Genomic DNA, 22,179 nt, shown 5'->3' with positions numbered 1-22,179 from the left:
TTTAGCCTGATGGTCACTCGCTGCTCCCAGGAAAAACCACCATGTCACCGCTGATCCGCTTACTCGCCAGCTTTATCGCCCTGATGATGGCCATGGGCATAGGTCGATTCGCGCTCACCCCGCAAATGCCGCATTTGCTCAGTGAAGGGCAAATCGACCTGACCGGCGCCGGCCTGATTGCGGCGGCCAACTACCTGGGTTATTTCGTCGGTGCGGTGGATTCGATCTTTGCCCGCAGCCATCATCATGTACGCGGGCGTTTGTACGGTGGGCTGTGGCTGTGTGTGCTGCTGACCCTGGCGTCGTACTGGGCCCACGGGTTCTGGCCGCATCTGTTGTTGCGCTTTGGTACCGGTGTAGCCAGTGCCTGGGCGCTGGTGATGATTACCAGCCTGAGCCAGCCGCTGGCCATTGCGGCCGGGCGCCCACGCCTGGGTGCGCTGGTATTTGCGGGGCCGGGGCTGGGAATTCTGTTGACCGGGTTGCTGGCGCTGGGCTCCAACCTGTTGGGGCAAGACTCTGCAACCTTGTGGCTGGTGTATGGGGTAGTCGCCCTGGTCATGCTGCTGGCAATCCTGCCGTTCCTGCCCAAGCCTTCTGCTGCCGACTCGCCCGCTGCCAGCCACACCGACGTGGCCAGCAACGGCAGCATCACACACCTGTGCTGGATCTACGTGTTGTATGGCCTTGGCTACATCATCCCGGCGACATTCCTGTCACAGATGGCCAGCGCGCAATTCAAGGGCGCATGGCAAGCAGACCTGTTCTGGCCCTGCTTTGGCCTGGCTGCCGCGATTGGCGTGGTGGCGGCAAGTTTGCGCCGCAAGGACCCGGACACCACCCGTCGCTGGCTGATGACAACCCTTTGGCTGCAAGCGGCAGGCGTGTTTGCCTGCCTGCTGGGCAACGGTTGGGGGCTGGCGCTGGGGGTGTTGCTGTGCGGTGGGCCATTCCTGGCGTGCATGCAACTGGTGATGGCGCGCTTGCGTGAGGTCGCCCCCCACGGCTACCAGCGCAGCACCGGGTTGCTGACCGCCAGCTTTGCGATCGGCCAATTGAGCGGTCCGTTGCTGGCGTCGGTGAGCAGCCACCTCAGCGGTGGCCTGCAACCGGCGCTGGTGGTAGCAGGCGCCGGTTTGTTGGTGGCCGGATCGGTGCTGGTCAGCCGGCAACCATCGACACAGGCGCGCGAACCTGTTCACGCCGCGCCAACACCAGGAAAAACAGCCCACCCAGGAAGCAGCCGGTAAACCAGGCGAAATTGGCCATGCCCTGCAGCACCGGGGTGAAGGTAATCGCGACGCCCACCAGCGTCGCGGGCACCAGCGCCTTGACCGCCGTCCAGTTCACGCCGCCGTCAAAGTAGTAACGCCCGCTCGGGCTGTCATCGAACAGCGCATCCACGTCGATCTTCTGTTTTTTGATCAGGTAGAAATCCACCAGCAGAATCCCGAACAACGGCCCGATAAACGCGGCGAGGATATCGAGGGTGTAGTGGATCATCAGCGGGTTGTTGAACAGGTTCCATGGGGTGATGAAGATCGAGGCCACCGCCGCAATCATTCCACCGGCACGCCAGCTGATTTTGCTCGGTGCCACGTTGGCGAAGTCAAAGGCCGGCGAGACGAAGTTGGCCACGATGTTGATGCCGATAGTCGCGGTGACAAAGGCGAACGCCCCCAGCAACACAGCCATGTCATTGTCGATGCGCGAAACGGTGGCAATCGGGTCGTGGAGCATTTCGCCGAACACCGGCAAGGTGCCCGAGACGATCACCACGGTGACCAGGGAGAACGCCAGGAAATTTACCGGCAAGCCCCAGAAACTTCCGCGACGCACGTCTCTCATCGTGCGGCAGTAGCGGCTGAAATCACCGAAGTTCAAGGTCGGCCCGGAAAAGTACGACACCACCAACGCGGTTGCCACGATGATTTGGCCAAACGCCTGCCAGCCTGAGAGGGATTTTTCCGCCAGGGTGAAGCTGATATTGGCCCAGCCAGCCTTCCAGACGATCCAGCCTGCCAGGGCAAACATCACCGCATAGACCACAGGCCCCGCCCAGTCGATGAAACGACGGATGGACTCCATGCCCGCCCAGAACACCAGCGCCTGGAGCGTCCACAGGCTGAGGAAACCGAACCAGCCCAGGTACGACAGGCCGGCAAAGTGCGGCTCTGCGTATACCGCCATCTGTGGGAAAAAGCGCAGCACCACGATGATCAATGCACTGGACGCCAGGTATGTCTGGATCCCGTACCAGGCCACTGCGATCAACCCACGAATCACCGCCGGGATATTCGCCCCGAATACCCCAAAGGCCAACCGGCAGATTACCGGGTACGGCACTGCCGCCTGCTGGCTCGGCTTGGCCACCAGGTTGGCGATCAATTGCACAATACAAATCCCGGCGAGCAAGGCGATCAATACCTGCCAACTGGCCAGCCCCAGGGCGAACAGGCTGGCGGCGAATACGTAGCCGCCGACGCTGTGCACGTCGCTCATCCAGAAGGCGAAGATGTTGTACCAGTTCCATTTTTGCGGCAGCGGTCCCAGGTCCTGGTTGTACAGGCGCGGGCTGTAGCCTTTGGGCAATTGTTCGGTCATCGCAGGGCTCCTCGTAAATACCGGCCTGCCACCCGCGACGGGAGTGCGTACGGGAGGCGGCATGGTTTGTATACGAGTTGTTGAGCAGAATGCGTGCCAATGCAATAAAACTCGGCACAATCCCCCGTGGAGCTTGGCTCTTCAGGAGGCGTAGAGACGATTGAACGGTGGAGATTCGCTCAGGGATGGTGCAGGGCAATACTGTACACAATCAATTGTGCACCCTGCGCGCACATTGATAGCCCACGGTGCAGCAAACGGCAGTCAGGAAGGTGCCCCAGGCGATGTCCATGAAGGCCAAACCGGCCGACCAGCCCTGCAGGGTTGCCCAATTGCTCAGGTCATAGGTGCCGTAGGCTACCAATCCCAGGAGTGCACCATGCCGCGCGGCACGCTGCCAGCCGCCGCTCGCCAACGCAGGCAGGACGACAAGCACCACACAACCGAATACATAGAGGAGATAGAACGCCACGGCTGGGAACAGGCGCGGCTGGTCAAGCATCAACGGGCCGAGCAGCGCTTTGTAGGTCGGGCCCATGAGGACACCGAGCCACAGGCCGTCAAGAATCAGAAAGGCAAGCAACGTACCGAGGTAGGCGAAAAGCGTTTTTCTGGACATTGAGGCGGCCTTCTGCAGGAGCAAGCGTGCTCCTACAGAAGAGCAAACCGCGATCAGCTTAGTTCAATGCGATCCGCGTGGATCACGATGTGCCCCTGCTTGTAGAGGGCGCCGATGGCCTTCTTGAAGTTGCCTTTGCTGACACCGAACAAACTGCTGATCAGTGCCGGGTCGCTTTTATCGCTGACCGGCAAGGTGCCGTTGTTGTCGCGCAACTTGGCGAGGATCTTCGAGTTCAGGCTGGAGGCCGCTTCTTCACCCACAGGCTGCAGGCTCAGGCTGATATTGCCGTCGGCGCGGATTTCCTTGATGAAGCCTTTCTCTTCCTTGCCCGGGCGCAGGAACTTGAACACTTCGTTCTTGTGGATCAGGCCCCAGTGCTTGTTGTTGATAATGGCCTTGAAGCCCATGTCGGTGGCTTCAGCCACCAGCAAGTCAACTTCCTGGCCGACCTTGTAGGTGGCCGGGGTCTTGTCCAGGTAGCGGTCAAGGCGTGCGGTGGCGGTGATGCGCTTGGTGTGTTTGTCGAGGTAGACGTGTACCACGCAATACTCACCGGCGGTCAGCTGGCGCTTTTCTTCGGAGTAAGGCAGCAGCAGATCCTTGGGCAGGCCCCAATCGAGGAATACACCGATACTGTTGACTTCAACCACTTTCAGACTGGCAAATTCACCCACCTGTACTTTTGGTTTTTCGGTGGTCGCGATAAGTTTGTCATCGCTGTCCAGATAAATGAAAACGTTGAGCCAGTCTTCATCTTCACTGGGAATATCTTTGGGGATATATCGGTTGGGCAAGAGGATTTCGCCCTCTTGATCACCATCCAGGTACAAACCAAAGTTAGTGTGTTTAACCACTTGCAAGCTGTTGTAGCGCCCGACTAAAGCCATCTCAAATACCCTCATTGCGTGGGCGGCATTCTACCCGAGTTGACGACGGCGGTCCCGCGTACCGGCGTACAGGCCTGAAAAATCATGGGTTTGCCGAGAAGCGCCCCGCTCGTCAGGTCATCGGGCTGAATCCAGCCAGTACCCACGGCCGGATTTCCTCGAGGGATTCGAGTTAAAACAGCAAGTTAGGTGAGTATTTCACTTAATAATCCAGGCGAATCATAAACCCTGCGTATATTTCAGGGGGATATTTGCCAAGCAATTGTCAAGCATTTCATGTACGATGCATGGCCAAGTTAATTCTCTACAGGTTAGTGGCCGCCATGCGCGTAAAAGCATCCAACAGCAAAGCAAAGCCAGCTCCCGCCGTTGAAACCAGCGAATCGATCAACAGCCAAATTGCTGCATTCCTCAAGCAGGGCGGCGAAATCCAGCAGATTGCCAAAGGCGTAAGCGGCCAGACTTTCGGCCCGTCCAAGCAGATCACCCTGGGTAAAAAGTAAGACTCGCGCATTACACCTGGTCCCTATGCGCTTTGCCTTTCAAGGCGCTAGGACTAGAGCCCGCACTACCCCCTGATACACCCCTTTATTACGCCAATCGACGAACGGGCCTCATCTGCGAACCATCGCCGGTATGCTTGCACACGTCTAGATCGGGCATTTGCCTGATATTTCCCGTTACTGCTCCTCGCTTTTCATGGAGTGAAGCATGCTCAAATCCTGCATATTCCTGGCCGGTGCCCTGTTGGCCAGCCCCCTCGCCGAAGCGCAGGTTTTCCAGCGTGAATTGGGTGATTTCGACCTGAAATTGGGCACGACACCCAGCCGAAGCATGGCTCAAGGCCTGGTAAAGCCCACGGCACCCGGGAGCGACTCGTTCCATGGCGGCCTGGACCTGAGCCACGGCAGCGGCCTGTACCTCGGCCAATTCTCACCGAGCATGGGCATTTCCCCTACCAGCAACCTGGAAGTCGACTCCTACCTGGGTTTCAAACGCCCCTTCGACCAGACCCTGGGTTATGAACTGGGGATGATTCACTACAGCTATCCCAAGCTGAGCCTCCTCGACAGCCAGGAGTTCTACGGCGGCCTGACCTTGCTGGGCAATCGCTTCGGCGCCTCCTTCAGCAACGACCCGGACCGGCAGGACAGCACCCTGTTCGCCGACCTCGGCGGCACCAAGCCGTTCGGCATCGGCGTCAGCATGAAATACACCACCCACCAGCTCGGCACCCCGGTCTCGGTGGCCGATGGCAGCTCGATCCGCAGCTTCAGCGACTGGTCGGTACAATTTTCCAGGCCATGGATGGGCGTCGACCTGAACCTGATCTACAGCGACTCCAGCCTCAGCGGCGGCGATTGCTCGGCCTACTCCGGACACAACTCGCAATGCGACGGGCTGTTGACCCTGAAGGCCGAGCGGGCGTTTTATTGATGGGCTGAACTGTCGCTGCCCTGACGGGTTCAGATGCAATACTCTCGTCTGCGCAAGGACTCGCTCATGCTGCGTCGGTTAAAATTTCTGGTGATGTTGCTGACCCTCAGCCTGGTGCTTGCCGGCTGCAATCGGGTGGGCCTGGCCTATCGCAATCTGGATGTGATCATCCCCTGGACCCTCAGCGACTACCTGGAAATGAACGCCGGGCAGAAGAGCTGGTTCAACGACACACTCAAGGAACACCTGGCCTGGCATTGCACCACCCAGCTGCCGGGCTACCTGGACTGGCTCGATCGCCTGCAACAGATGGTCGACACCAACCAGGTGACCGACGCCGCCCTGCAAACCCGTACCGCCGAAGCCAAACAAGCTATTGCCGAGAGCGCCCGGGCGATCACGCCGTCCGCCGTCGAGCTACTGCAGGGGCTGGACGACCAGCAAGTACAGGATATGGAGCAAGCGTTCGCCAAGGACCTGCGCAAGCGTCAGGACGAATACCTGAAACCGCCCCTCGAGCAGCAGATCAAGGAACGCGCCGAGCGCATGAACAAGCGCCTCGATGCGTGGCTCGGGCCGTTAAGTGCCAGCCAGCAGAATCGCGTCACCGCCTGGTCGATCGCCTTGGGTGAGCAGAACCAACAATGGATTGGCAACCGCGCCCACTGGCAAACACTATTTATCGCAGCCGTCAAAGACCGCCACAGCAGCGATTTCCCACAGAAGATCGAGCAACTGCTGGTGAACCGCGAAAGCCTGTGGACGCCGGAATATCGCCAGGCCTACGCCCAGACCGAAGCCGCTGCCCGCAGCCTGATCGTCGACCTGATGGCGGAAAGCACCGTGCAACAACGCCAGAAGCTGACACAAAAGATCGACAAGGTGCGCAGCGACTTCAAGGCCCTTAAATGCCTGAAGGCTGGCACCCCATAGTCATCAGGCAATCTGTGGTTTGGAAGCCAGTTCATCAAACGTCGCCGGATCCAGAGCATCCGCCTGCTCGTCCAGCACCTGACGCGGGTGATTATCACCGGGGATACAGCTGTCGATCAGGCTCAGCAACTGTGAGCCGCGCTGGGTCAATTTGAAGTTCTCACCATTGCCGCACTCTTCCTCTGACCGCGACTCAATAAAGCCGTGCTTGAACAACAACGCCTCGTAATCCGCCGCGAGCTTTTTAAATTCATCGAGATTACCGATGGGCTCTCCGGCGGCGGCCCTTTTAGTCGCTTCTTCCTCGGCGTATTTGCGTGGGGCGAAGCTGGCGCCACCGTTCTGTACCTCATGCAGCAGTCGTTCGATCAAATCCCAATCGTAAGTCGTCATCCTGATTCCTCCTGAAGGCACACGAAATAGGCCCTTCAAAGGTGTGACATGCCGGACCCGTCGTCCGTTCAGCCTAGCGGACGGACGCGATTTCGCTGAACTTTTCAGTGCTCACGGCCCTCAACCGTTCATCACCGCCATGGAGGTCCGAATCATGAAAACCCTGCTGAATATGGCCGTCGCCGCCACGCTGCTTGCCGCCCTGCCCGCCTGGGCCTGCACGCCGGAAGAAGCCACCGCCAAACGTGAGCAACTGGCCAAGAAGGTGACCGAGCTCACCCAACAGAATCCAGAGAAGGCCAAGGAGATCAACGAAGAACTGCAGAACATGAAGCTGGAAACCGCCAGCGCAGACCTGCCCGACAAGTGCCAACTGATCGACCAGCGCCTCACGGAACTCAATGAGGCGACCGACAAAACTAAAAACTGAGGCGAAAAAAAACCGGACATTGTCCGGTTTTTTTATGGCTCAAGCCTTACTCGGCAGCCGGTGCTTCCGGCTTGCGGCGCTTCAGAGGCGCCATGCCGTCCTTGCTGACCAACGACAGGTTGTCGGTCTTTGGACGGTTGGCAATCTTGCGCTTGGTCGGCGACTTGGCACCGGCCTTCTTCTTGTCGCCCTTGGCGTCGACCTTTTTCTTCTTCACGCCAACGGCCTTGCCCGATGCCTTGACCTTCTTCGGCCCGCCGTAGGTGCCTTTGACTTCCTTGATGGTGCGGCGCTCGAACGACTGCTTCAAGTAGCGCTCGATGCTCGACATCAGGTTCCAGTCGCCATGGCAGATCAGCGAGATCGCCAGGCCATCGTTGCCGGCACGCCCGGTACGACCGATACGGTGCACGTATTCGTCGCCGCTGCGGGGCATATCAAAGTTGATCACCATGTCCAGGCCATCCACGTCCAGGCCGCGGGCGGCAACGTCGGTGGCGACCAGGATCTTCACGCCGCCTTGCTTGAGGCGGTCGATGGCCAGCTTGCGGTCCTTCTGGTCTTTCTCACCGTGCAGGACGAACGCCTTGTACTCCTGAGCCACCAGGCGACCGTAGATGCGGTCGGCCATGGCCCGGGTGTTGGTGAACACGATAGCCTTCTGATAGGTCTCGTTGGCCAGCAACCAGTTTAGGATCTGCTCTTTGTGCACGTTGTGGTCAGCAGTGATGATCTGCTGACGGGTGGTCGAGTTCAGGTCGCTGACGTTGTTGACCTGCAGGTGCTCAGGGTTGTTCAGGACCTTGGCGACCATCTCGCGCAGGGTCGAACCACCGGTGGTGGCCGAGAACAGCATGGTCTGCTGGCGATTGACGCACTCTTGCACCAGGCGCTGCACGTCGTCGGCAAAGCCCATGTCGAGCATGCGGTCGGCTTCGTCGAGCACCAGCACTTCAACTTCCTTGAGGTCCAGGTTGCCGGCGTTCAGTTGTTCGATCATCCGGCCCGGGGTGCCGATCAGGATGTCCGGCACCTTGCGCAGCATGGCAGCCTGGACCTTGAAGTCTTCGCCGCCGGTGATCAGGCCGGACTTGATGAAAGTGAACTGCGAGAAGCGCTCCACTTCCTTCAAGGTCTGCTGGGCCAGTTCGCGGGTCGGCAGCAGGATCAGGGTCTTGATGCTGACACGGACTTTCGCCGGGCCGATCAGACGGTTAAGGATCGGCAGGACGAAAGCGGCAGTCTTGCCACTCCCGGTTTGAGCCGTCACCCGCAGGTCACGCCCTTCGAGCGCGAGCGGGATGGCCGCTGCTTGCACAGGCGTTGGCTCGACAAATTTAAGCTCGGCCACGGCTTTGAGCAGGCGTTCGTGCAGGGCGAATTGGGAAAACACGGGTGCTACCTCGAAGAAATACAAAAAAACAGCTGCATAGGGTAACGGTTTCGGGCGCCGAGGCCGAGTTTCTTTACGCGAACTGCGTTAATCAGGCGCTTTTTTGTCAGGGGATTTGTCCACAACCACAACTTTGACGTACTTAAATGCTCTAATCGGCCCGTCACGTCTTACAGAAGAATCGCGTTTACCCATGGATATCAAACAGCTCTGGCTCAACGTCAAAGACCTTTGGGGCACCCTCGACGAACACCCGCTGCTGCATTCCAGCCTCGCGCTGATGGTGTTGCTGGTAGTGGCATTGCTGCTCGGACGAGTGGCCCGCTACCTCATCCTGCACGCCGTCAAGCTGCTGGGCCGGCAACCCGCGCTGCACTGGCTCAATGACCTGCGGCACAACAAAGTCTTCCATCGCCTGGCGCAGATGACGCCGTCACTGGTGATCCAGTTCGGCCTGTACCTGGTGCCGGACCTGAGCAAGACCGCCACCCTGTTCATCGGCAATGTCGCCCTGGCGTTCACCATTCTGTTCATGGTGCTGGCGATCAGTGCACTGCTCAACGCCCTGCTGGACATCTATGCCCGCACCGAACACGCCCGCACCCGCTCGATCAAGGGCTATGTGCAGTTGGCGAAGATGGTGCTGTTCGTGTTTGGCGCAATCATCATCGTCGCCACGTTGATCGACCGCTCGCCACTGCTGCTGCTTTCCGGTCTGGGTGCAATGTCGGCGGTGATTCTGTTGGTCTACAAGGACACCCTGCTGTCGTTCGTCGCCAGTGTGCAACTGACCAGCAACGACATGCTGCGGGTCGGCGACTGGATCGAAATGCCCCAGGTCGGCGCCGACGGTGACGTGGTCGACATCACCCTGCACACCGTCAAAGTGCAGAACTTCGACAAGACCATCGTCTCGATTCCCACCTGGCGCCTGATGTCCGAGTCGTTCAAGAACTGGCGCGGCATGCAGGCCTCCGGTGGCCGGCGGATCAAGCGCAGCCTGTATATCGACGCCAGCGGCGTGCGTTTCATCCGCGACGACGAAGAGCTGAAGCTCACCCAGGTACACCTGCTGACCGACTACATGAGCCGCAAGAAGGCCGAGCTCAAGGCCTGGAACGAAGCCCAGGGCAATGTCGCGGCGATGTCCGCCAACCGCCGACGCATGACCAATATCGGCACCTTCCGCGCGTATGCCTTGGCCTATCTGAAAAGCCATCCGGAGATCCAGCCGAACATGACCTGCATGGTGCGGCAGATGCAGACCACCGCCCAGGGCATTCCGCTGGAGATCTACTGCTTCACCCGCACCACCGCATGGGCCGACTACGAGCGGATCCAGGGCGATATCTTCGACTACCTGCTGGCGGTGCTGCCGGAATTTGGTTTGAGCCTGTACCAGCAGCCGAGCGGCGGTGACTTGCGGGCGGGGATGTTACCGGCGGTGCTGGGGGCCAGTCACCTGCCCCCGGCGGAAAAGGCAGTGATGTAACAACAAAAAACGGCACAACCCGAGTTGTGCCGTTTTTTTTGCGTTGGACCTTACTTGACCTGACGCTGCGGCGCGCCGTGAACCATGGTGTAGGCGTAATCCACGCCCATGCCGTAAGCGCCGCTGTGCTCCTGTACCAGGCCCATCACCGCGTCGTAGGTTTCCTTGTGAGCCCAGTCACGCTGGTATTCCAACAGCACTTGCTGCCAGGTGACCGGTACCGCGCCCGCCTGAATCATCCGTTGCACCGACATGTCATGCGCTTCTTTGCTGGTGCCGCCGGAGGCGTCGGTGACGATGTACACCTCGTAGCCTTCGGCCAGGGCTTCCAGGGCCGGGAAGTTCAGGCACACCTCGGTCCACAGGGCCGCCATGATCAGCTTCTTGCGCCCGGTGGCCTTCACCGCGGCCACCAGCGCCTTGTCTTCCCAGGAGTTCATCGAGGTGCGCTCGATCGGCTGCTGGTCCGGGAACACGTCCAGCAGTTCCGGCCAGATGTAGCCGCTGAAGCTCTTGGTCTCAACCGAGGTCAGGATGGTCGGCACGTTGAAGATCCTGGCGGCCTTGGCCAGCGCCACCGTGTTGTTCTTCAGAGTCTGGCGATCGATCGACTGCACGCCAAAGGCCATCTGCGGCTGGTGGTCGATCAGGATCAGGGTGGAGTTGGCTGGGTTGAGCAATTCGCGAATAGACATGGTGACTTCCTTTTAATGGTTTCGATTCGGTAAGGGGTGCGTTCAGCGCCGCTGTGAAGCTTGGCTGGCGGCTTGGAAGTAACTTTATGGGATGGATAAAATCGAGACAATTACCTAAAATAGAGAATCATTGATTCTAAAAAAGGGACAATAATGGACCGTATCGAATGCATGCGGGCGTTTGTCGTCACGGTCGGCGAGAACGGCTTCGCGGCCGCCGCGCGAGCCATGGACGTACCGCGCTCAAAAGTCAGCAAACAGATTCAGGCGCTGGAAGAAGCCATAGGCGTGCAACTGCTTCAGCGCACCACCCGCAGCCTGCATTTGACGGAGGCCGGGGCCGAGTATTTTGAAGCTGCGCGTGAAGTACTGGCCGCCCTGGACGAAGCCGAACAGCGGGCCCGGGATGGTATCGGTGAGCTACGGGGCGTGTTGCGGGTCAATGCGCCGATGTCGTTCGGGCTGCATCGCCTGGGGCGGTTGATTCCGCTGTTCCATGAACAGCATCCGCATATCGAGCTGCAACTGGTGCTCAGCGACCAACAGGTCGACCCGGTACGCGGTGGTTTCGACGTGACCATCCGCATCGCCAGCATGCCCGACTCAACGATGATCGCCCGCCAGTTGGCACCTGCGCCACGGATCATGGTGGCTGCGCCAGCCTACCTGGCACGCGCGGGCATACCGCAGACCCCGCAAGACCTGCGCCAGCACCAGTGCCTCAATTATGGGTATCTGCAAAGCGGCGTCAGCCTGCAATTGAGCAAGGGCCAGGAAACCCAGCGGGTCAACGTTACCGGCCCTCTGCACGCCAACAACGGCGACCTGCTGGCCCAGGCGGCAGAGGCCGGGATGGGCATCGCGCTGTTGCCGGACTTTATCGTCGAAGACGCCCTGAGCGCCGGGCGCCTGGTGCCGGTGCTCTGCGAATGGCAGGCGCCGGCAATCACCATCAATGCGGTTTATTCGTCAGCGCGACGCGTGCCGCAAAAGACCCGCGCATTCATTGATTTTTTGCTGACGCAATTGGCGCCGACGACCGCAGGCCCAGCCGGCTGATCCACACCGCCCCGAGAATCACCAACCCGCCCAGCAGCAACCTGCCCAACGGTTCATGCTGATTCCAGATCAGCAAGTTCAGCAACAACCCCACCGGCACATGCAGGTTGTTCATCACCGCCAACGTGCCACCGTTGACCATGCACGCGCCCTTGTTCCACCAGTACATACCCAGTGCCGTGCTGACCAGCCCGAGGAATACCAGCACGCCCCATTGCAACGGCGCTTCCGGCAGGTAGTTGGCCTTGCCGAACATCAGGAACGCCGGCAACGCCACCGCCAACGCACCGAGGTAGAAGTAGCCAAAGCGCCGGTAATGCGGCAGATCACTTGGATGACGGGCCACCAGATGCTTATAAAGCACCTGCCCGGCGGCGTAGGTGAAGTTGGCCAGTTGCAGCAGCAGGAAACCCATGAAGAAGTTCGGGGTGATCTGGTCGAAGCGAATCACCGCTGCCCCCGCCACCGCCACCAGTGCGGCCACCAGCGCCCACGGGTTGAAGCGGCGGTTCAGGGCGTCTTCGATCAAGGTCACGTGCAACGGTGTCAGGATGGTGAACAGCAACACCTCCGGCACCGTCAGTACGCGAAAGCTCAGGTACAGGCACACGTAGGTCACGCCGAACTGCAGTGCGCCGATCAACAGCATGCCGCGCATGAACGCCGGCTCCACCGAGCGCCAGCGGGTCAGGGGGATAAACACCAGCCCGGCCAACAGTACACGCACCAGCACCGCGAAATAACTGTCGACGTGACCGGCCAGGTATTCGCCGATCAAGCTGAAGGAAAACGCCTGGATCAGCGTCACAACAAGTAGATAGCCCATGCTCGCCTCATTTTGAATGGGCGCGACATTAGCGGTTTTCCGCGCGTTACGAAACTCAAGGCAAAAAAAACCCGACCTCGCTAAAAGCGTCAGTCGGGCGGGAGCACTCAGGAGCAAAAAGTGCAAAGGGAGGTTCGATACGCGTACTTGAAGGGTTGCGTGGGGCTATCTAAACAGCGGGCGATTATCTGACGATTAACATCTCACGCCACTTGGGCCAACAACGCCTTGGCCTGGTTCAAACCCTTCTTCTGGAAATCACCGCCCAGGTTCACACCCTCGGCATGAATGAACGTGACGTCATGGATGCCGATAAAGCCCATGACCTGACGCAGGTACGGTTCCTGGTGGTCGGTGCTGCCACCGGCGTGAATGCCGCCGCGGGCGGTCAGCACAAAGGCGCGCTTGTCGGTCAGCAGGCCCTGGGGGCCGGTGGCGGTGTACTTGAAGGTCACACCGGCACGCAGCACATGGTCGAGCCAGGCTTTGAGGGTGCTGGGAATCGCGAAGTTGTACATCGGCGCGGCCATCACCAACACATCGGCGGCCAGCAACTCATCGGTCAGTTCGTTGGAGCGGTCCAGGGAGGCCTGCTCAACCGTGCTGCGCTGCTCGGCAGGTTTCATCCAGCCGCCCAACAGATTGGCATCCAGGTGCGGAACCGGGTTGATGGCGAGGTCTCGTACGGTGATCTGATCAGCCGGATGGGCGACTTTCCATTGGCTGATGAATTGTTGGGTCAGCTGCCGGGAGATTGAGTCCTGCTGACGGGCGCTGCTTTCGATGATCAGAACACGGGCCATGATTATGTAAGCTCCATCGGTGAATGCTGTAAGGCGATGGAGTGAAGGTTAGACAGGGTCCGTTCGATTAAAAAGCGTAAAAAACTGCTATAACCCATCTAGAAATTTGTTTATAAGCGGAGTATTGCTGTACGCAAGCTCCGCTTTTGCCTTATTTCGGTGCGCAGGTCAGCTGGATACGCATCTTGATGATGGCACGGCTGAAATTGGCCGTGGTGTTGGTGGTTTTCCCTGCCGCGACCGTGACCTTGCGCGTACGCGGGGCTTCCGGACCATTGGTAAAGCGTACCTTGCACTCCGCGTCATTGGGGCCGTAGTTGGTGAGTTGGATCGAACTGATAGTGCTGTCGACGTCCGACGCGCTGTAATCGATCTTCACGCCCTGAATGTCTTTCGTCACATCGGTACTGAATGCAAACGCACTCAACGGCAGCAACGCCAGCAGCACACAACAGAATTTTCTCATTCGGCAGTCTCCAATAAGGACCGCCAGCTTAGGACAAGAGGAGCTCATCTTGAAAGCGCCCCGCGTTACCCTTGATCAATGGCGCACCTTGCAAGCCGTGGTCGACCATGGCGGCTTCGCCCAGGCGGCCGAAGCGCTGCACCGCTCGCAATCCTCGGTGAGCTACACCGTGGCCCGCATGCAGGATCAGCTCGGCGTGCCGCTGCTGCGCATTGACGGGCGCAAGGCCGTGCTCACCGAAGCCGGTGAAGTGCTGCTGCGCCGCTCCCGGCAACTGGTGAAAAACGCCAGCCAACTGGAAGACCTGGCCCACCATATGGAACAAGGCTGGGAAGCCGAGGTGCGGCTGGTGGTCGATGCCGCTTACCCCAACGCCCGCCTGGTGCGCGCCCTCACTGCCTTTATGCCGCAAAGCCGTGGCTGCCGGGTGCGTTTGCGCGAAGAGGTGTTGTCCGGCGTCGAAGAGCTGTTGATGGACGGCATGGCCGACCTCGCCATCAGCGGGTTCATCATTCCCGGTTACCTCGGTACGGAAATGAGCGACGTCGAATTTGTCGCCGTGGCCCACCCCGAACATCCACTGCATCAATTGCACCGCGAACTGAGCTTCCAGGATCTGGAAAGCCACATGCAGGTGGTGATCCGCGACTCCGGCCGCCAGCAGCCACGGGACGTCGGCTGGCTCGGCGCCGAGCAGCGCTGGACCGTCGGCAGCCTGCCCACCGCCGCCACCTTCGTCAGCAGCGGCCTGGGCTTCGCCTGGCTGCCGCGACACCTGATCGAACGCGAACTCAAGGAAGGCCTGCTCAAGCTACTGCCCCTGGAACGGGGTGGCAGCCGCAACCCGACCTTCTATCTTTACTCGAACAAGGACAAACCCCTGGGCCCGGCCACGCAGATTCTCGTCGAGTTGCTGCGCACCTTCGACACTGCACCACTGGACGCGCCATTCGCCGCACCGCAGCAAGCCTGAACAAGGAGTTTACGTGGCCTATTTCGAACATGAAGGTTGCACCCTGCATTACGAGGAATATGGCCACGGCGCGCCGCTGATCCTGATCCACGGCCTGGGCTCCAGTTGCCTGGACTGGGAACTGCAAGTGCCCGTGCTGTCCCAACACTATCGCCTGGTGGTGGTGGATGTGCGCGGTCACGGCCGCTCCGACAAACCCCGTGAGCGCTACAGCATCGCCGGCTTCACCGCCGACCTGGTGGCCTTGATCGAACACCTGCATTTGCCGCCGGCCCACGTGGTCGGCCTGTCCATGGGCGGCATGATCGCCTTTCAACTGGCAGTGGATGAGCCGCAAATGCTCAAGAGCCTGTGCATCGTCAACAGTGCGCCCCAGGTCAAGGTTCGCAGCGCCAGCGACTATTGGCAGTGGGCCAAGCGCTGGAGCCTGGCGCGCATCCTCAGCCTGAACACTATCGGCAAGGCCCTGGGCAGCCTGCTGTTTCCCAAGCCCGAACAGGCCGAACTGCGGCGCAAGATGGCCGAACGCTGGGCAAAAAACGACAAACGTGCTTACCTCGCCAGCTTCGATGCGATTGTTGGCTGGGGCGTACAGGAACAACTTTCGAAAATATCCTGTCCAACCCTGGTCATCAGCGCCGACCACGACTACACCCCCGTGGCGCAAAAAGAAATCTATGTAAAACTGCTGCCCGATGCGCGGCTGGTGGTGATCGAGGATTCCCGCCATGCCACGCCGCTGGACCAACCCGAACGCTTCAACAACACCCTGCTCGATTTTCTCAAGACAGTCGAAACCACAACCCAGGATCACTGACCCATGCTGAAAAAAATCGCCTTCTTTGCCGGTTCCGTACTGTTCGCTGCCAACCTGATGGCGGCCGAACCCGCCAAGGCCCCCCACGTCTTGATCACCACCACCAATGGCGACATCGAGATCGAACTGGACCCGGTCAAAGCCCCGATCAGTACCAAGAACTTCCTGGCCTATGTCGACAAGGGCTTCTACACCAACACCATTTTTCACCGGGTAATCCCGGGCTTCATGGTGCAGGGCGGTGGTTTTACCCAGCAAATGTCGCAAAAGCCGACCGAAGCACCGATCAAGAACGAAGCCAGCAACGGCCTGCATAACGTGCGCGGCACCCTGTCGATGGCGCGTACCAACGACCCGAACTCCGCCACCAGCCAATTCTTCATCAACGTTGCGGACAATGCCTTCCTCGACCCGGGCCGTGATGCCGGTTACGCGGTGTTCGCCAAAGTGGTCAAGGGCATGGACGTGGTCGACATCATCGTCAACTCGCAGACCACCACCAAACAGGGCATGCAGAACGTGCCAATCGATCCTGTCCTGATCAAGTCGGCCAAGCGCATCGACTGAAGGCTACAGGGAGTTTCGCGCGGGGCCCGCAAGGCGTCGCGCGCATTTGAACAGGAGAGCCCGCCGCGCGGGCGTCAGACCTAATGCTCTATCGTCGTTTTGAACAACTGATCGACATCTTCCGCGAACCTCCCAGCGCGGCCCCTCCAGACAAAGTCCTACCCTTCTACGTCTATTACCTGCGCCAGGTATGGCCAAGCTTTGCCGCCTTGCTGGTGGTGGGCCTGATCGGCGCGCTGATCGAAGTGGCGCTGTTCAGCTACCTGAGCCGCATCATCGACCTGGCCCAGGGCACGCCGCCCGCCAACTTCTTCCAGATCCACGCCACCGAGCTGATCTGGATGGCCGTGGTCGCCCTGCTGTTGCGCCCGATCTTCGGCGCCCTGCATGACCTGCTGGTGCACCAGACCATCAGCCCCGGCATGACCAGCCTGATCCGCTGGCAAAACCACAGCTATGTGCTCAAACAGAGCCTGAACTTCTTCCAGAACGATTTCGCCGGGCGCATTGCCCAGCGCATCATGCAAACCGGCAACTCCCTGCGCGACTCCGCAGTGGCCGCCGTGGACGCGATCTGGCACGTGGCGATCTACGCCATCAGCGCCCTGGTGCTGTTCGCCGAAGCCGACTGGCGCCTGATGATCCCGCTGATCACCTGGATCGTCGCCTACAGCCTGGCCCTGCGGTACTTCGTGCCACGGGTCAAGGAGCGCTCGGTCATCTCCTCCGAGGCACGCTCAAAACTGATGGGGCGGATCGTCGACGGCTACACCAACATCACCACCTTGAAGCTGTTCGCTCATACCAATTTCGAGCAGAACTACGCCAGGGAAGCGATCGTCGAGCAGACCGAGAAAACCCAGCTGGCCAGCCGCGTCGTGACCAGCATGGACATCGTGATTACCACCATGAACGGCCTGCTGATTGTCACCACCACCGGCCTTGCCCTGTGGCTGTGGACCCAATCCCTGATTTCGGTGGGCGCCATCGCCCTGGCCACCGGCCTGGTGATTCGTATCGTCAACATGTCCGGCTGGATCATGTGGGTGGTCAACGGCATTTTCGAAAACATCGGCATGGTCCAGGACGGCCTGAAAACCATCGCCCAGCCGCTGGCAGTGACCGACCGGGAAAATGCCCCGCGCCTGGAAGTGCCCCATGGCGAGGTGCGGTTCGATCAGGTGGATTTCCACTACGGCAAGAAGAGCGGGATCATCAGCGGCTTGAACCTGGCGATTGAACCGGGTGAAAAGATCGGCCTGATCGGTCCGTCCGGCGCGGGTAAATCCACCCTGGTCAACCTGCTGTTGCGCCTGTACGACCTGCAAGGCGGCCGTATCCTGATCGACGGCCAGAACATCGCCGACGTCGCCCAGGAAACCTTGCGCGAACAGATCGGCATGATCACCCAGGACACCTCGCTGCTGCACCGTTCGATCCGCGACAACTTGCTGTATGGCAAGCCGGACGCCACCGACGAAGAGCTTTGGGCCGCCGTGCACAAGGCCCGCGCCGACGAGTTCATCCCATTGCTGTCGGACGCCGAGGGCCGCACCGGCCTCGACGCCCACGTCGGCGAACGCGGGGTGAAACTCTCCGGCGGGCAACGTCAGCGCATCGCCATCGCCCGGGTACTGCTCAAGGATGCGCCAATCCTGATCATGGACGAAGCCACCTCCGCGCTGGATTCGGAAGTCGAAGCGGCGATCCAGGAAAGCCTGGAAACCCTGATGCAGGGCAAGACGGTAATCGCAATCGCCCACCGGCTTTCCACCATTGCCAGAATGGACAGGCTGGTGGTGCTGGAAAAAGGCCAGATCGCCGAGACCGGCAGCCATGCCGAATTGCTCGCACACGGCGGTTTGTATGCGCGATTGTGGCAACACCAGACCGGTGGCTTCGTCGGAATAGACTGATTCCGTTGGTTAACCGCGACCTCAATTCCGAACAATTCTGACAGTTTTCTCTATCCCGCTGGTCTTGCGACACAATCCTGCTGTACTCCAATCAGGCCCCAGGAGGGCCCTGATTTAAGGCAGCAGGGATGCATCACAGACCCGTTAATCAGATAGAGCAATCTATTAAGGATGTGTTCATGTCACTGTTCAAACGTTCCGTTACGGAAGGACTGGGTACGTTTTGGCTGGTGTTGGGTGGCTGCGGCAGTGCGGTACTGGCCGCATCGTCCCCGGTCGGGATCGGTGTGCTCGGTGTGGCCCTGGCGTTCGGGCTCACGGTGCTGACCATGGCATTTGCCATCGGGCACATCAGCGGTTGTCACCTGAACCCTGCAGTGTCGGTGGGGCTGGTAGTGGGCGGAAGATTTCCGGCCAGGGAGTTACCGGCGTACATCGTGTCCCAGGTAATCGGCGGCGTCGTTGCCGCTGCACTGTTGTACTTCATAGCCAGCGGCAAGCCGGGGTTCGAACTGGCTTCGGGCCTGGCCAGCAACGGCTACGGCGAGCATTCGCCTGGTGGTTATTCGATGGCAGCGGGGTTTGTGTGCGAGCTGGTGATGACGGCGATGTTCGTGTTGATCATCCTCGGCGCCACCGACCGCCGTGTGCCGACGGGCTTCGCGCCCATTGCCATTGGCCTGGCGCTGACGCTGATCCACCTGATCTCGATCCCGGTCACCAACACCTCGGTCAACCCGGCCCGCAGTACCGGCCCGGCGCTGATTGTCGGCGGTTGGGCGCTGCAGCAGTTGTGGATGTTCTGGCTGGCGCCGATCCTCGGTGCAGTGGTCGGCGGCATTACCTATCGATGGCTCGGCACGGAAAAAACCGCCTGAGCCAGACAGGTTCAGCCCTGCCGATAAGGCAGGGCTGCTCTCGCCTCCTCGGCATACGCCAGGATCCCCACGCTTTCGCGCTCCAGGAAATCCGCCACGGCGGTCTTCAATCCCGGGTGTCGCAGGTAATGCCAGGAGTGCGTGATCACCGGCTCAAACCCGCGAATCAACTTGTGCTCGCCCTGGGCGCCGGCGTCGAAACGCTGCAGGCCATGGGCAATCGCGTAATCCATGCCTTGGTAGAAGCAAGTCTCGAAATGCAGCCGGTCGAACTCGGCCAGGCAGCCCCAGTAACGCCCATAAAAGCTGTCGCCGCCGATCAGGCTGAAGGCCATGGCCACCGGCCGTGAACCTTGCTTGGCCAGCACCACGCGAATCGCCTCGGGCATGCGCTCGGCCAGCAGGCTGAAAAAATTCCGGGACAGGTAGGGCGATTGTCGGCGTATGGCGTAGGTATTGGCGTAACAGGCGTAGACAAAATCCCACTGCGCCTCGCTCAACTCATGACCTTGCAGCCACTCGAACTCGATGCCCTGCCCCGCCACTTGCTCGCGCTCCTTGCGCATCTGTTTACGCTTGCGCGAACTCAGGGCGTCGAGAAAGTCCTGGAAGTCGCGGTAGCCGCGGTTTTGCCAATGAAACTGGCAGCCCAGGCGTTGCAGCCAGCCCGGCTGCCGGGCCAGTGCGGTGTCTGCGAGGGCGTCGGTAAAGTTGATATGGGCGCTGGAAAGGCCTTCGATTTCCAGGTAACCGGGCAGGCTTTTAAGCAATTCGAAACCGTCCTCGGCGCTGGCGGCCAAAAGGCGCGGGCCGCTGACCGGGCTGAAGGGCACGGCCGTCAGCAATTTCGGGTAGTAGTCGATGCCCGCCCGCTCGCAGGCATCGGCCCAACCGTGGTCGAACACGTACTCGCCATAGGAATGCCATTTGCGATAGCTGGGCAACGCGGCAATCAGCCGTCCACCTTCATAGTGCAGCAAATGCTCGGGCTGCCAGCCGGAGTGCGGGCCGATGCTGGCGCTGTCTTCCAGGGCACTGAGGAACGCATGGCGCAGAAACGGCTGATCGACGGGGACCAACGCGTTCCATTCATCGGGCGCAATCTCGGACAGGTTATTCAAACGTTGTAACGGCATCCCATTCCCCGACGGTCACGGCTTTGTGTAGGAGCGAGCGTGCTCGCGATGATCGTTAACGACAACGCGACCATTCTGACAGAACGCGGTGATCTCGGGTTCTTCGCGAGCAAGCTCGCGCCTACAGGACACGGCGCAAAGAAAAGCCCCGCCAAACGGCGGGGCAAACCAAATGAGGAGCGCTTTGACGGATGAGGAAAGAGCGCTTTGGAGCGGTATTACAGGTTGCCTAGAACACGTATTGCACGCGGGCCACGATGGCGTCGCCGCTGTCGTCGCCATTGGCGTTCTGGATCTTGTCAGTGCTGACCTTGAGGTAGTTGGCAGACACCTTCACCGCTTCGTTGGCGTACCAGTTGACACCGATGGTGTTCAGGCTTGCCTTGGCGTCACCCACTTCACGGGTCGCGCTGTTACGCACCACGTTTTTGTCGTCAACGCTGATGTTGTCGTAGCGGTAGAACACTTCCCACGCACCGAACTGCTTGTTCTGCGGCTTGATGGTGTCGAACTTGGCGCCGTCGAGCTTGTAGACCCGGGACTCGCCGGTCAGCGTGTAGGCCACCTGGCCGTAGAAACCCGTGGCCTTCACATCCTGATAAGCGCTGCTGTCGGCCTTCATCTTGCGGTTCAGGTATTCGGCCTGCAGGGACAGCGGACCGCGGGCGAAGGCAAATTCGCCGCCGAACACCGTGTCGGTGTCGTAGGCGTCGTTCGCGGTCAGGTTGCCGGAGTCCAGCCCTACACCGCCGCCGAAGGTCGCACGGTTGCCGTTGGCCCCGGCATCGTTACCGCCGTTGGTGGCAACGCCACGAGCGTCCAGGCGAGGACGGATCCGCGAGTCGAACGAGGTGTCCTTCAGGTCACGCACCGCCACATCCACACCCAGGTGCAAGACGTTGCCGCTGTCGTGCATCGGCGCAAACACGGCACGGCCGTTGAACTGCTTCACGCCTTTGCCGTCCTTGTCGTTGATGTCCTTGGACGACACGCTGGAGGACAGGTAGGCCATGTCAGCCACCACGGCGCTGACCTGCAGGCCCATGCCGTTCTCGTGGGAGTTGATCCAGTCGGCGACTTCATAACCGAGGTTACGCTCGATGGCGGTCACCCATTTGGAACTGGTGGCTTTTTCCAGGCCGAAGTCCTGGTCGAAACGACCCGCGCGGATCACCACTGGCTTGAAGCCTACGTACGAGAAGGACGCTTCGTCGAAGTAGCCATCATCGGCATTGCCGGAGTTGTGGGAAAAGTCGTAGTTGATCTGGTATTTCCAGTCCTTGTACACCGTGCCGCCCAATTCGAGGTAGGCACGTCGGAAGTATGTGGCGTCAGCCGAGTTGCCATTCTTGGTGTAAAAACCATCAAACGTGCCGTAATCAGCCTGCAAACGACCACCCAGCTTGAAGCTGAAATTCTGGTCGGTGGTTGCAACCTCAAGGCCGCCCTTGGTTTTGACAACGATATCGGCACCGTCAGTAGTGACAGTACCGGCGAAAGCCTGGGCGGTGACGGCCAGGGCCAAGGCGCTGGCCGCGAAACCGGCGAAGTGCTTGCGGATCATCGAAAAATTCCCCTAATTGATGGTCTTGTGCATTGGTAAAACACGCGGTTTAGAGCCGCTGGTGTTGGGGGGCGATCTTGGCGAGGGGATATTTCAGCCGGGTTGCTGGAACATAAAGATTTTGTTACTCGGGAACTTTTTAATAGCCATTCGAAATAAGCCAGAGCCTACGGAAATCAAGGCTACAGCCCTGAAAACTGGCGAAAATGGCAGATGATACAAAATGTAAAAACATCTGATAAAAATGAAATATTTTTCATCTTGGTTGTTTTTTGAGCAAAAAAAAGC

The 22,179-nt window shown here is 59.8% G+C and carries 24 protein-coding genes; 13 read left to right on the top strand and 11 right to left on the bottom strand.

The features are described from left to right. The first annotated feature begins 41 nt into the window (after nucleotides 1-41). Complete coding sequence (locus HX786_RS18690) at nucleotides 42-1,250, top strand: MFS transporter (RefSeq protein WP_003210726.1); 1,209 nt, start codon at nucleotides 42-44, stop codon at nucleotides 1,248-1,250. Here the strand turns inward: HX786_RS18690 and HX786_RS18685 are convergent. The 3 genes from HX786_RS18685 to HX786_RS18675 all read right to left on the bottom strand — a co-directional run bounded on the left by HX786_RS18685 (nucleotide 1,162) and on the right by HX786_RS18675 (nucleotide 4,113). Continuing rightward, the gene (locus HX786_RS18685; RefSeq protein WP_178912445.1) at nucleotides 1,162-2,604 is read right to left on the bottom strand and encodes an NCS1 family nucleobase:cation symporter-1; all 1,443 of its coding nucleotides are present in this window, start codon (nucleotides 2,602-2,604) and stop codon (nucleotides 1,162-1,164) included. The two genes, HX786_RS18690 and HX786_RS18685, sit on opposite strands and share 89 nt — an antisense overlap. Nucleotides 2,605-2,815: 211 nt before the next feature. Next, nucleotides 2,816-3,223, bottom strand: coding sequence for a DUF2177 family protein (locus HX786_RS18680; protein WP_178912451.1), 408 nt, complete (start codon nucleotides 3,221-3,223; stop codon nucleotides 2,816-2,818). 53 nt (nucleotides 3,224-3,276) lie between these two features. Continuing rightward, nucleotides 3,277-4,113, bottom strand: coding sequence for a S1 RNA-binding domain-containing protein (locus tag HX786_RS18675; RefSeq protein WP_076014775.1), 837 nt, complete (start codon nucleotides 4,111-4,113; stop codon nucleotides 3,277-3,279). A 323-nt stretch (nucleotides 4,114-4,436) separates the two neighbouring features. On the opposite strand from HX786_RS18675, the gene HX786_RS18670 reads away from it, so the two are divergent. From HX786_RS18670 to HX786_RS18660, 3 genes are all read left to right on the top strand, one after another. Further along, on the top strand, nucleotides 4,437-4,616 hold the full coding sequence (locus tag HX786_RS18670; RefSeq protein ID WP_003210722.1) for a hypothetical protein: 180 nt from the start codon (nucleotides 4,437-4,439) through the stop codon (nucleotides 4,614-4,616). Nucleotides 4,617-4,824: 208 nt separating this feature from the next. Then, nucleotides 4,825-5,550 carry a TorF family putative porin gene (locus HX786_RS18665; RefSeq protein WP_178912444.1) on the top strand — a complete coding sequence of 242 codons (726 nt, stop codon included), beginning with the start codon at nucleotides 4,825-4,827 and terminating at the stop codon, nucleotides 5,548-5,550. A 66-nt stretch (nucleotides 5,551-5,616) separates the two neighbouring features. Further along, nucleotides 5,617-6,483, top strand: a complete 867-nt coding sequence (locus tag HX786_RS18660) for a DUF6279 family lipoprotein (RefSeq protein WP_003210720.1) — start codon at nucleotides 5,617-5,619, stop codon at nucleotides 6,481-6,483. Between the two features lie 3 nt (nucleotides 6,484-6,486). Here the strand turns inward: HX786_RS18660 and HX786_RS18655 are convergent, their stop codons facing one another. After that, nucleotides 6,487-6,876 carry a hypothetical protein gene (locus HX786_RS18655; RefSeq protein ID WP_003210719.1) on the bottom strand — a complete coding sequence of 130 codons (390 nt, stop codon included), beginning with the start codon at nucleotides 6,874-6,876 and terminating at the stop codon, nucleotides 6,487-6,489. A 154-nt stretch (nucleotides 6,877-7,030) separates the two neighbouring features. Between HX786_RS18655 and HX786_RS18650 the strand changes: the two genes are divergently transcribed. Then, the gene (locus HX786_RS18650; RefSeq protein WP_102368338.1) at nucleotides 7,031-7,306 is read left to right on the top strand and encodes a hypothetical protein; all 276 of its coding nucleotides are present in this window, start codon (nucleotides 7,031-7,033) and stop codon (nucleotides 7,304-7,306) included. 46 nt (nucleotides 7,307-7,352) lie between these two features. Here the strand turns inward: HX786_RS18650 and HX786_RS18645 are convergent, their stop codons facing one another. Continuing rightward, nucleotides 7,353-8,699, bottom strand: a complete 1,347-nt coding sequence (locus HX786_RS18645; protein WP_003210717.1) for a DEAD/DEAH box helicase — start codon at nucleotides 8,697-8,699, stop codon at nucleotides 7,353-7,355. Between the two features lie 193 nt (nucleotides 8,700-8,892). On the opposite strand from HX786_RS18645, the gene HX786_RS18640 reads away from it, so the two are divergent. Then, nucleotides 8,893-10,191, top strand: coding sequence for a mechanosensitive ion channel family protein (locus tag HX786_RS18640; RefSeq protein WP_003210716.1), 1,299 nt, complete (start codon nucleotides 8,893-8,895; stop codon nucleotides 10,189-10,191). Between the two features lie 50 nt (nucleotides 10,192-10,241). Here HX786_RS18640 and HX786_RS18635 read toward each other — a convergent pair whose 3' ends face one another. Then, a complete protein-coding gene (locus tag HX786_RS18635) occupies nucleotides 10,242-10,886 on the bottom strand; it encodes a hydrolase (RefSeq protein ID WP_003210715.1) in 645 nt (214 codons plus the stop codon). Between the two features lie 153 nt (nucleotides 10,887-11,039). Here HX786_RS18635 and HX786_RS18630 point away from each other — a divergent pair, with 153 nt between their 5' ends. Then, complete coding sequence (locus HX786_RS18630) at nucleotides 11,040-11,945, top strand: LysR family transcriptional regulator (protein WP_032899700.1); 906 nt, start codon at nucleotides 11,040-11,042, stop codon at nucleotides 11,943-11,945. Here HX786_RS18630 and HX786_RS18625 read toward each other — a convergent pair. The 3 genes from HX786_RS18625 to HX786_RS18615 all read right to left on the bottom strand — a co-directional run bounded on the left by HX786_RS18625 (nucleotide 11,890) and on the right by HX786_RS18615 (nucleotide 14,040). Next, on the bottom strand, nucleotides 11,890-12,771 hold the full coding sequence (locus tag HX786_RS18625; RefSeq protein WP_102368336.1) for a carboxylate/amino acid/amine transporter: 882 nt from the start codon (nucleotides 12,769-12,771) through the stop codon (nucleotides 11,890-11,892). The genes HX786_RS18630 and HX786_RS18625 overlap by 56 nt on opposite strands. Nucleotides 12,772-12,974: 203 nt before the next feature. After that, a complete protein-coding gene (locus tag HX786_RS18620; protein WP_178912443.1) occupies nucleotides 12,975-13,574 on the bottom strand; it encodes an FMN-dependent NADH-azoreductase in 600 nt (199 codons plus the stop codon). A gap of 151 nt (nucleotides 13,575-13,725) precedes the next feature. Then, complete coding sequence (locus HX786_RS18615; protein ID WP_177035903.1) at nucleotides 13,726-14,040, bottom strand: 3-phosphoglycerate kinase; 315 nt, start codon at nucleotides 14,038-14,040, stop codon at nucleotides 13,726-13,728. 49 nt (nucleotides 14,041-14,089) lie between these two features. Here HX786_RS18615 and HX786_RS18610 point away from each other — a divergent pair, with 49 nt between their 5' ends. From HX786_RS18610 to aqpZ, 5 genes are all read left to right on the top strand, one after another. Next, the gene (locus HX786_RS18610) at nucleotides 14,090-15,013 is read left to right on the top strand and encodes a LysR family transcriptional regulator (protein ID WP_003210710.1); all 924 of its coding nucleotides are present in this window, start codon (nucleotides 14,090-14,092) and stop codon (nucleotides 15,011-15,013) included. A gap of 13 nt (nucleotides 15,014-15,026) precedes the next feature. After that, entirely contained in the window at nucleotides 15,027-15,830 is an 804-nt protein-coding gene (locus tag HX786_RS18605) for an alpha/beta fold hydrolase (protein ID WP_087692557.1), read from the top strand. A 3-nt stretch (nucleotides 15,831-15,833) separates the two neighbouring features. Then, nucleotides 15,834-16,397: a peptidylprolyl isomerase A gene (locus HX786_RS18600; RefSeq protein ID WP_003210708.1), complete on the top strand. Its 564-nt coding sequence runs from the start codon at nucleotides 15,834-15,836 to the stop codon at nucleotides 16,395-16,397. A gap of 83 nt (nucleotides 16,398-16,480) precedes the next feature. Beyond that, a complete protein-coding gene (locus tag HX786_RS18595; protein WP_102605387.1) occupies nucleotides 16,481-18,313 on the top strand; it encodes an ABC transporter ATP-binding protein in 1,833 nt (610 codons plus the stop codon). Nucleotides 18,314-18,492: 179 nt separating this feature from the next. After that, nucleotides 18,493-19,191 (top strand): aquaporin Z, encoded by a 699-nt coding sequence (gene aqpZ / locus HX786_RS18590; RefSeq protein WP_087692558.1) that lies wholly within the window; start codon nucleotides 18,493-18,495, stop codon nucleotides 19,189-19,191. 11 nt (nucleotides 19,192-19,202) lie between these two features. On the opposite strand, the gene HX786_RS18585 is transcribed toward aqpZ, so the two are convergent. Continuing rightward, nucleotides 19,203-20,327: a GNAT family N-acetyltransferase gene (locus HX786_RS18585; RefSeq protein WP_177068357.1), complete on the bottom strand. Its 1,125-nt coding sequence runs from the start codon at nucleotides 20,325-20,327 to the stop codon at nucleotides 19,203-19,205. A 39-nt stretch (nucleotides 20,328-20,366) separates the two neighbouring features. Between HX786_RS18585 and HX786_RS31940 the strand changes: the two genes are divergently transcribed. Continuing rightward, nucleotides 20,367-20,522, top strand: a complete 156-nt coding sequence (locus tag HX786_RS31940; RefSeq protein WP_157222855.1) for a hypothetical protein — start codon at nucleotides 20,367-20,369, stop codon at nucleotides 20,520-20,522. Nucleotides 20,523-20,556: 34 nt separating this feature from the next. On the opposite strand, the gene HX786_RS18575 is transcribed toward HX786_RS31940, so the two are convergent. Further along, nucleotides 20,557-21,891 (bottom strand): OprO/OprP family phosphate-selective porin, encoded by a 1,335-nt coding sequence (locus tag HX786_RS18575; RefSeq protein ID WP_003210703.1) that lies wholly within the window; start codon nucleotides 21,889-21,891, stop codon nucleotides 20,557-20,559. Between the last annotated feature and the right edge of the window lie 288 nt (nucleotides 21,892-22,179).

The organism is Pseudomonas sp. 21615526 (genome assembly GCF_013386245.1).
GTDB lineage: Bacteria > Pseudomonadota > Gammaproteobacteria > Pseudomonadales > Pseudomonadaceae > Aquipseudomonas.
Note: the sequence above shows the minus strand (reverse complement) of the source record. Positions and strands in the feature narration are given on the sequence as shown.

What these genes read in the sequence shown, in the direction of transcription:
- HX786_RS18655 (WP_003210719.1), bottom strand. Translation starts at nt 6,876, where the DNA reads ATGACGACTTACGATTGGGATTTGATCGAACGACTGCTGCATGAGGTA.
- HX786_RS18575 (WP_003210703.1), bottom strand. Translation starts at nt 21,891, where the DNA reads ATGATCCGCAAGCACTTCGCCGGTTTCGCGGCCAGCGCCTTGGCCCTG.
- HX786_RS18595 (WP_102605387.1), top strand. Translation starts at nt 16,481, where the DNA reads ATGCTCTATCGTCGTTTTGAACAACTGATCGACATCTTCCGCGAACCT.
- HX786_RS18630 (WP_032899700.1), top strand. Translation starts at nt 11,040, where the DNA reads ATGGACCGTATCGAATGCATGCGGGCGTTTGTCGTCACGGTCGGCGAG.
- HX786_RS18690 (WP_003210726.1), top strand. Translation starts at nt 42, where the DNA reads ATGTCACCGCTGATCCGCTTACTCGCCAGCTTTATCGCCCTGATGATG.
- HX786_RS18670 (WP_003210722.1), top strand. Translation starts at nt 4,437, where the DNA reads ATGCGCGTAAAAGCATCCAACAGCAAAGCAAAGCCAGCTCCCGCCGTT.
- HX786_RS18665 (WP_178912444.1), top strand. Translation starts at nt 4,825, where the DNA reads ATGCTCAAATCCTGCATATTCCTGGCCGGTGCCCTGTTGGCCAGCCCC.
- HX786_RS18640 (WP_003210716.1), top strand. Translation starts at nt 8,893, where the DNA reads ATGGATATCAAACAGCTCTGGCTCAACGTCAAAGACCTTTGGGGCACC.
- HX786_RS18680 (WP_178912451.1), bottom strand. Translation starts at nt 3,223, where the DNA reads ATGTCCAGAAAAACGCTTTTCGCCTACCTCGGTACGTTGCTTGCCTTT.
- HX786_RS18635 (WP_003210715.1), bottom strand. Translation starts at nt 10,886, where the DNA reads ATGTCTATTCGCGAATTGCTCAACCCAGCCAACTCCACCCTGATCCTG.
- HX786_RS18685 (WP_178912445.1), bottom strand. Translation starts at nt 2,604, where the DNA reads ATGACCGAACAATTGCCCAAAGGCTACAGCCCGCGCCTGTACAACCAG.
- HX786_RS18600 (WP_003210708.1), top strand. Translation starts at nt 15,834, where the DNA reads ATGCTGAAAAAAATCGCCTTCTTTGCCGGTTCCGTACTGTTCGCTGCC.
- HX786_RS18650 (WP_102368338.1), top strand. Translation starts at nt 7,031, where the DNA reads ATGAAAACCCTGCTGAATATGGCCGTCGCCGCCACGCTGCTTGCCGCC.
- HX786_RS18615 (WP_177035903.1), bottom strand. Translation starts at nt 14,040, where the DNA reads ATGAGAAAATTCTGTTGTGTGCTGCTGGCGTTGCTGCCGTTGAGTGCG.
- HX786_RS18675 (WP_076014775.1), bottom strand. Translation starts at nt 4,113, where the DNA reads ATGGCTTTAGTCGGGCGCTACAACAGCTTGCAAGTGGTTAAACACACT.
- aqpZ (WP_087692558.1), top strand. Translation starts at nt 18,493, where the DNA reads ATGTCACTGTTCAAACGTTCCGTTACGGAAGGACTGGGTACGTTTTGG.
- HX786_RS18625 (WP_102368336.1), bottom strand. Translation starts at nt 12,771, where the DNA reads ATGGGCTATCTACTTGTTGTGACGCTGATCCAGGCGTTTTCCTTCAGC.
- HX786_RS18660 (WP_003210720.1), top strand. Translation starts at nt 5,617, where the DNA reads ATGCTGCGTCGGTTAAAATTTCTGGTGATGTTGCTGACCCTCAGCCTG.
- HX786_RS18620 (WP_178912443.1), bottom strand. Translation starts at nt 13,574, where the DNA reads ATGGCCCGTGTTCTGATCATCGAAAGCAGCGCCCGTCAGCAGGACTCA.
- HX786_RS18585 (WP_177068357.1), bottom strand. Translation starts at nt 20,327, where the DNA reads ATGCCGTTACAACGTTTGAATAACCTGTCCGAGATTGCGCCCGATGAA.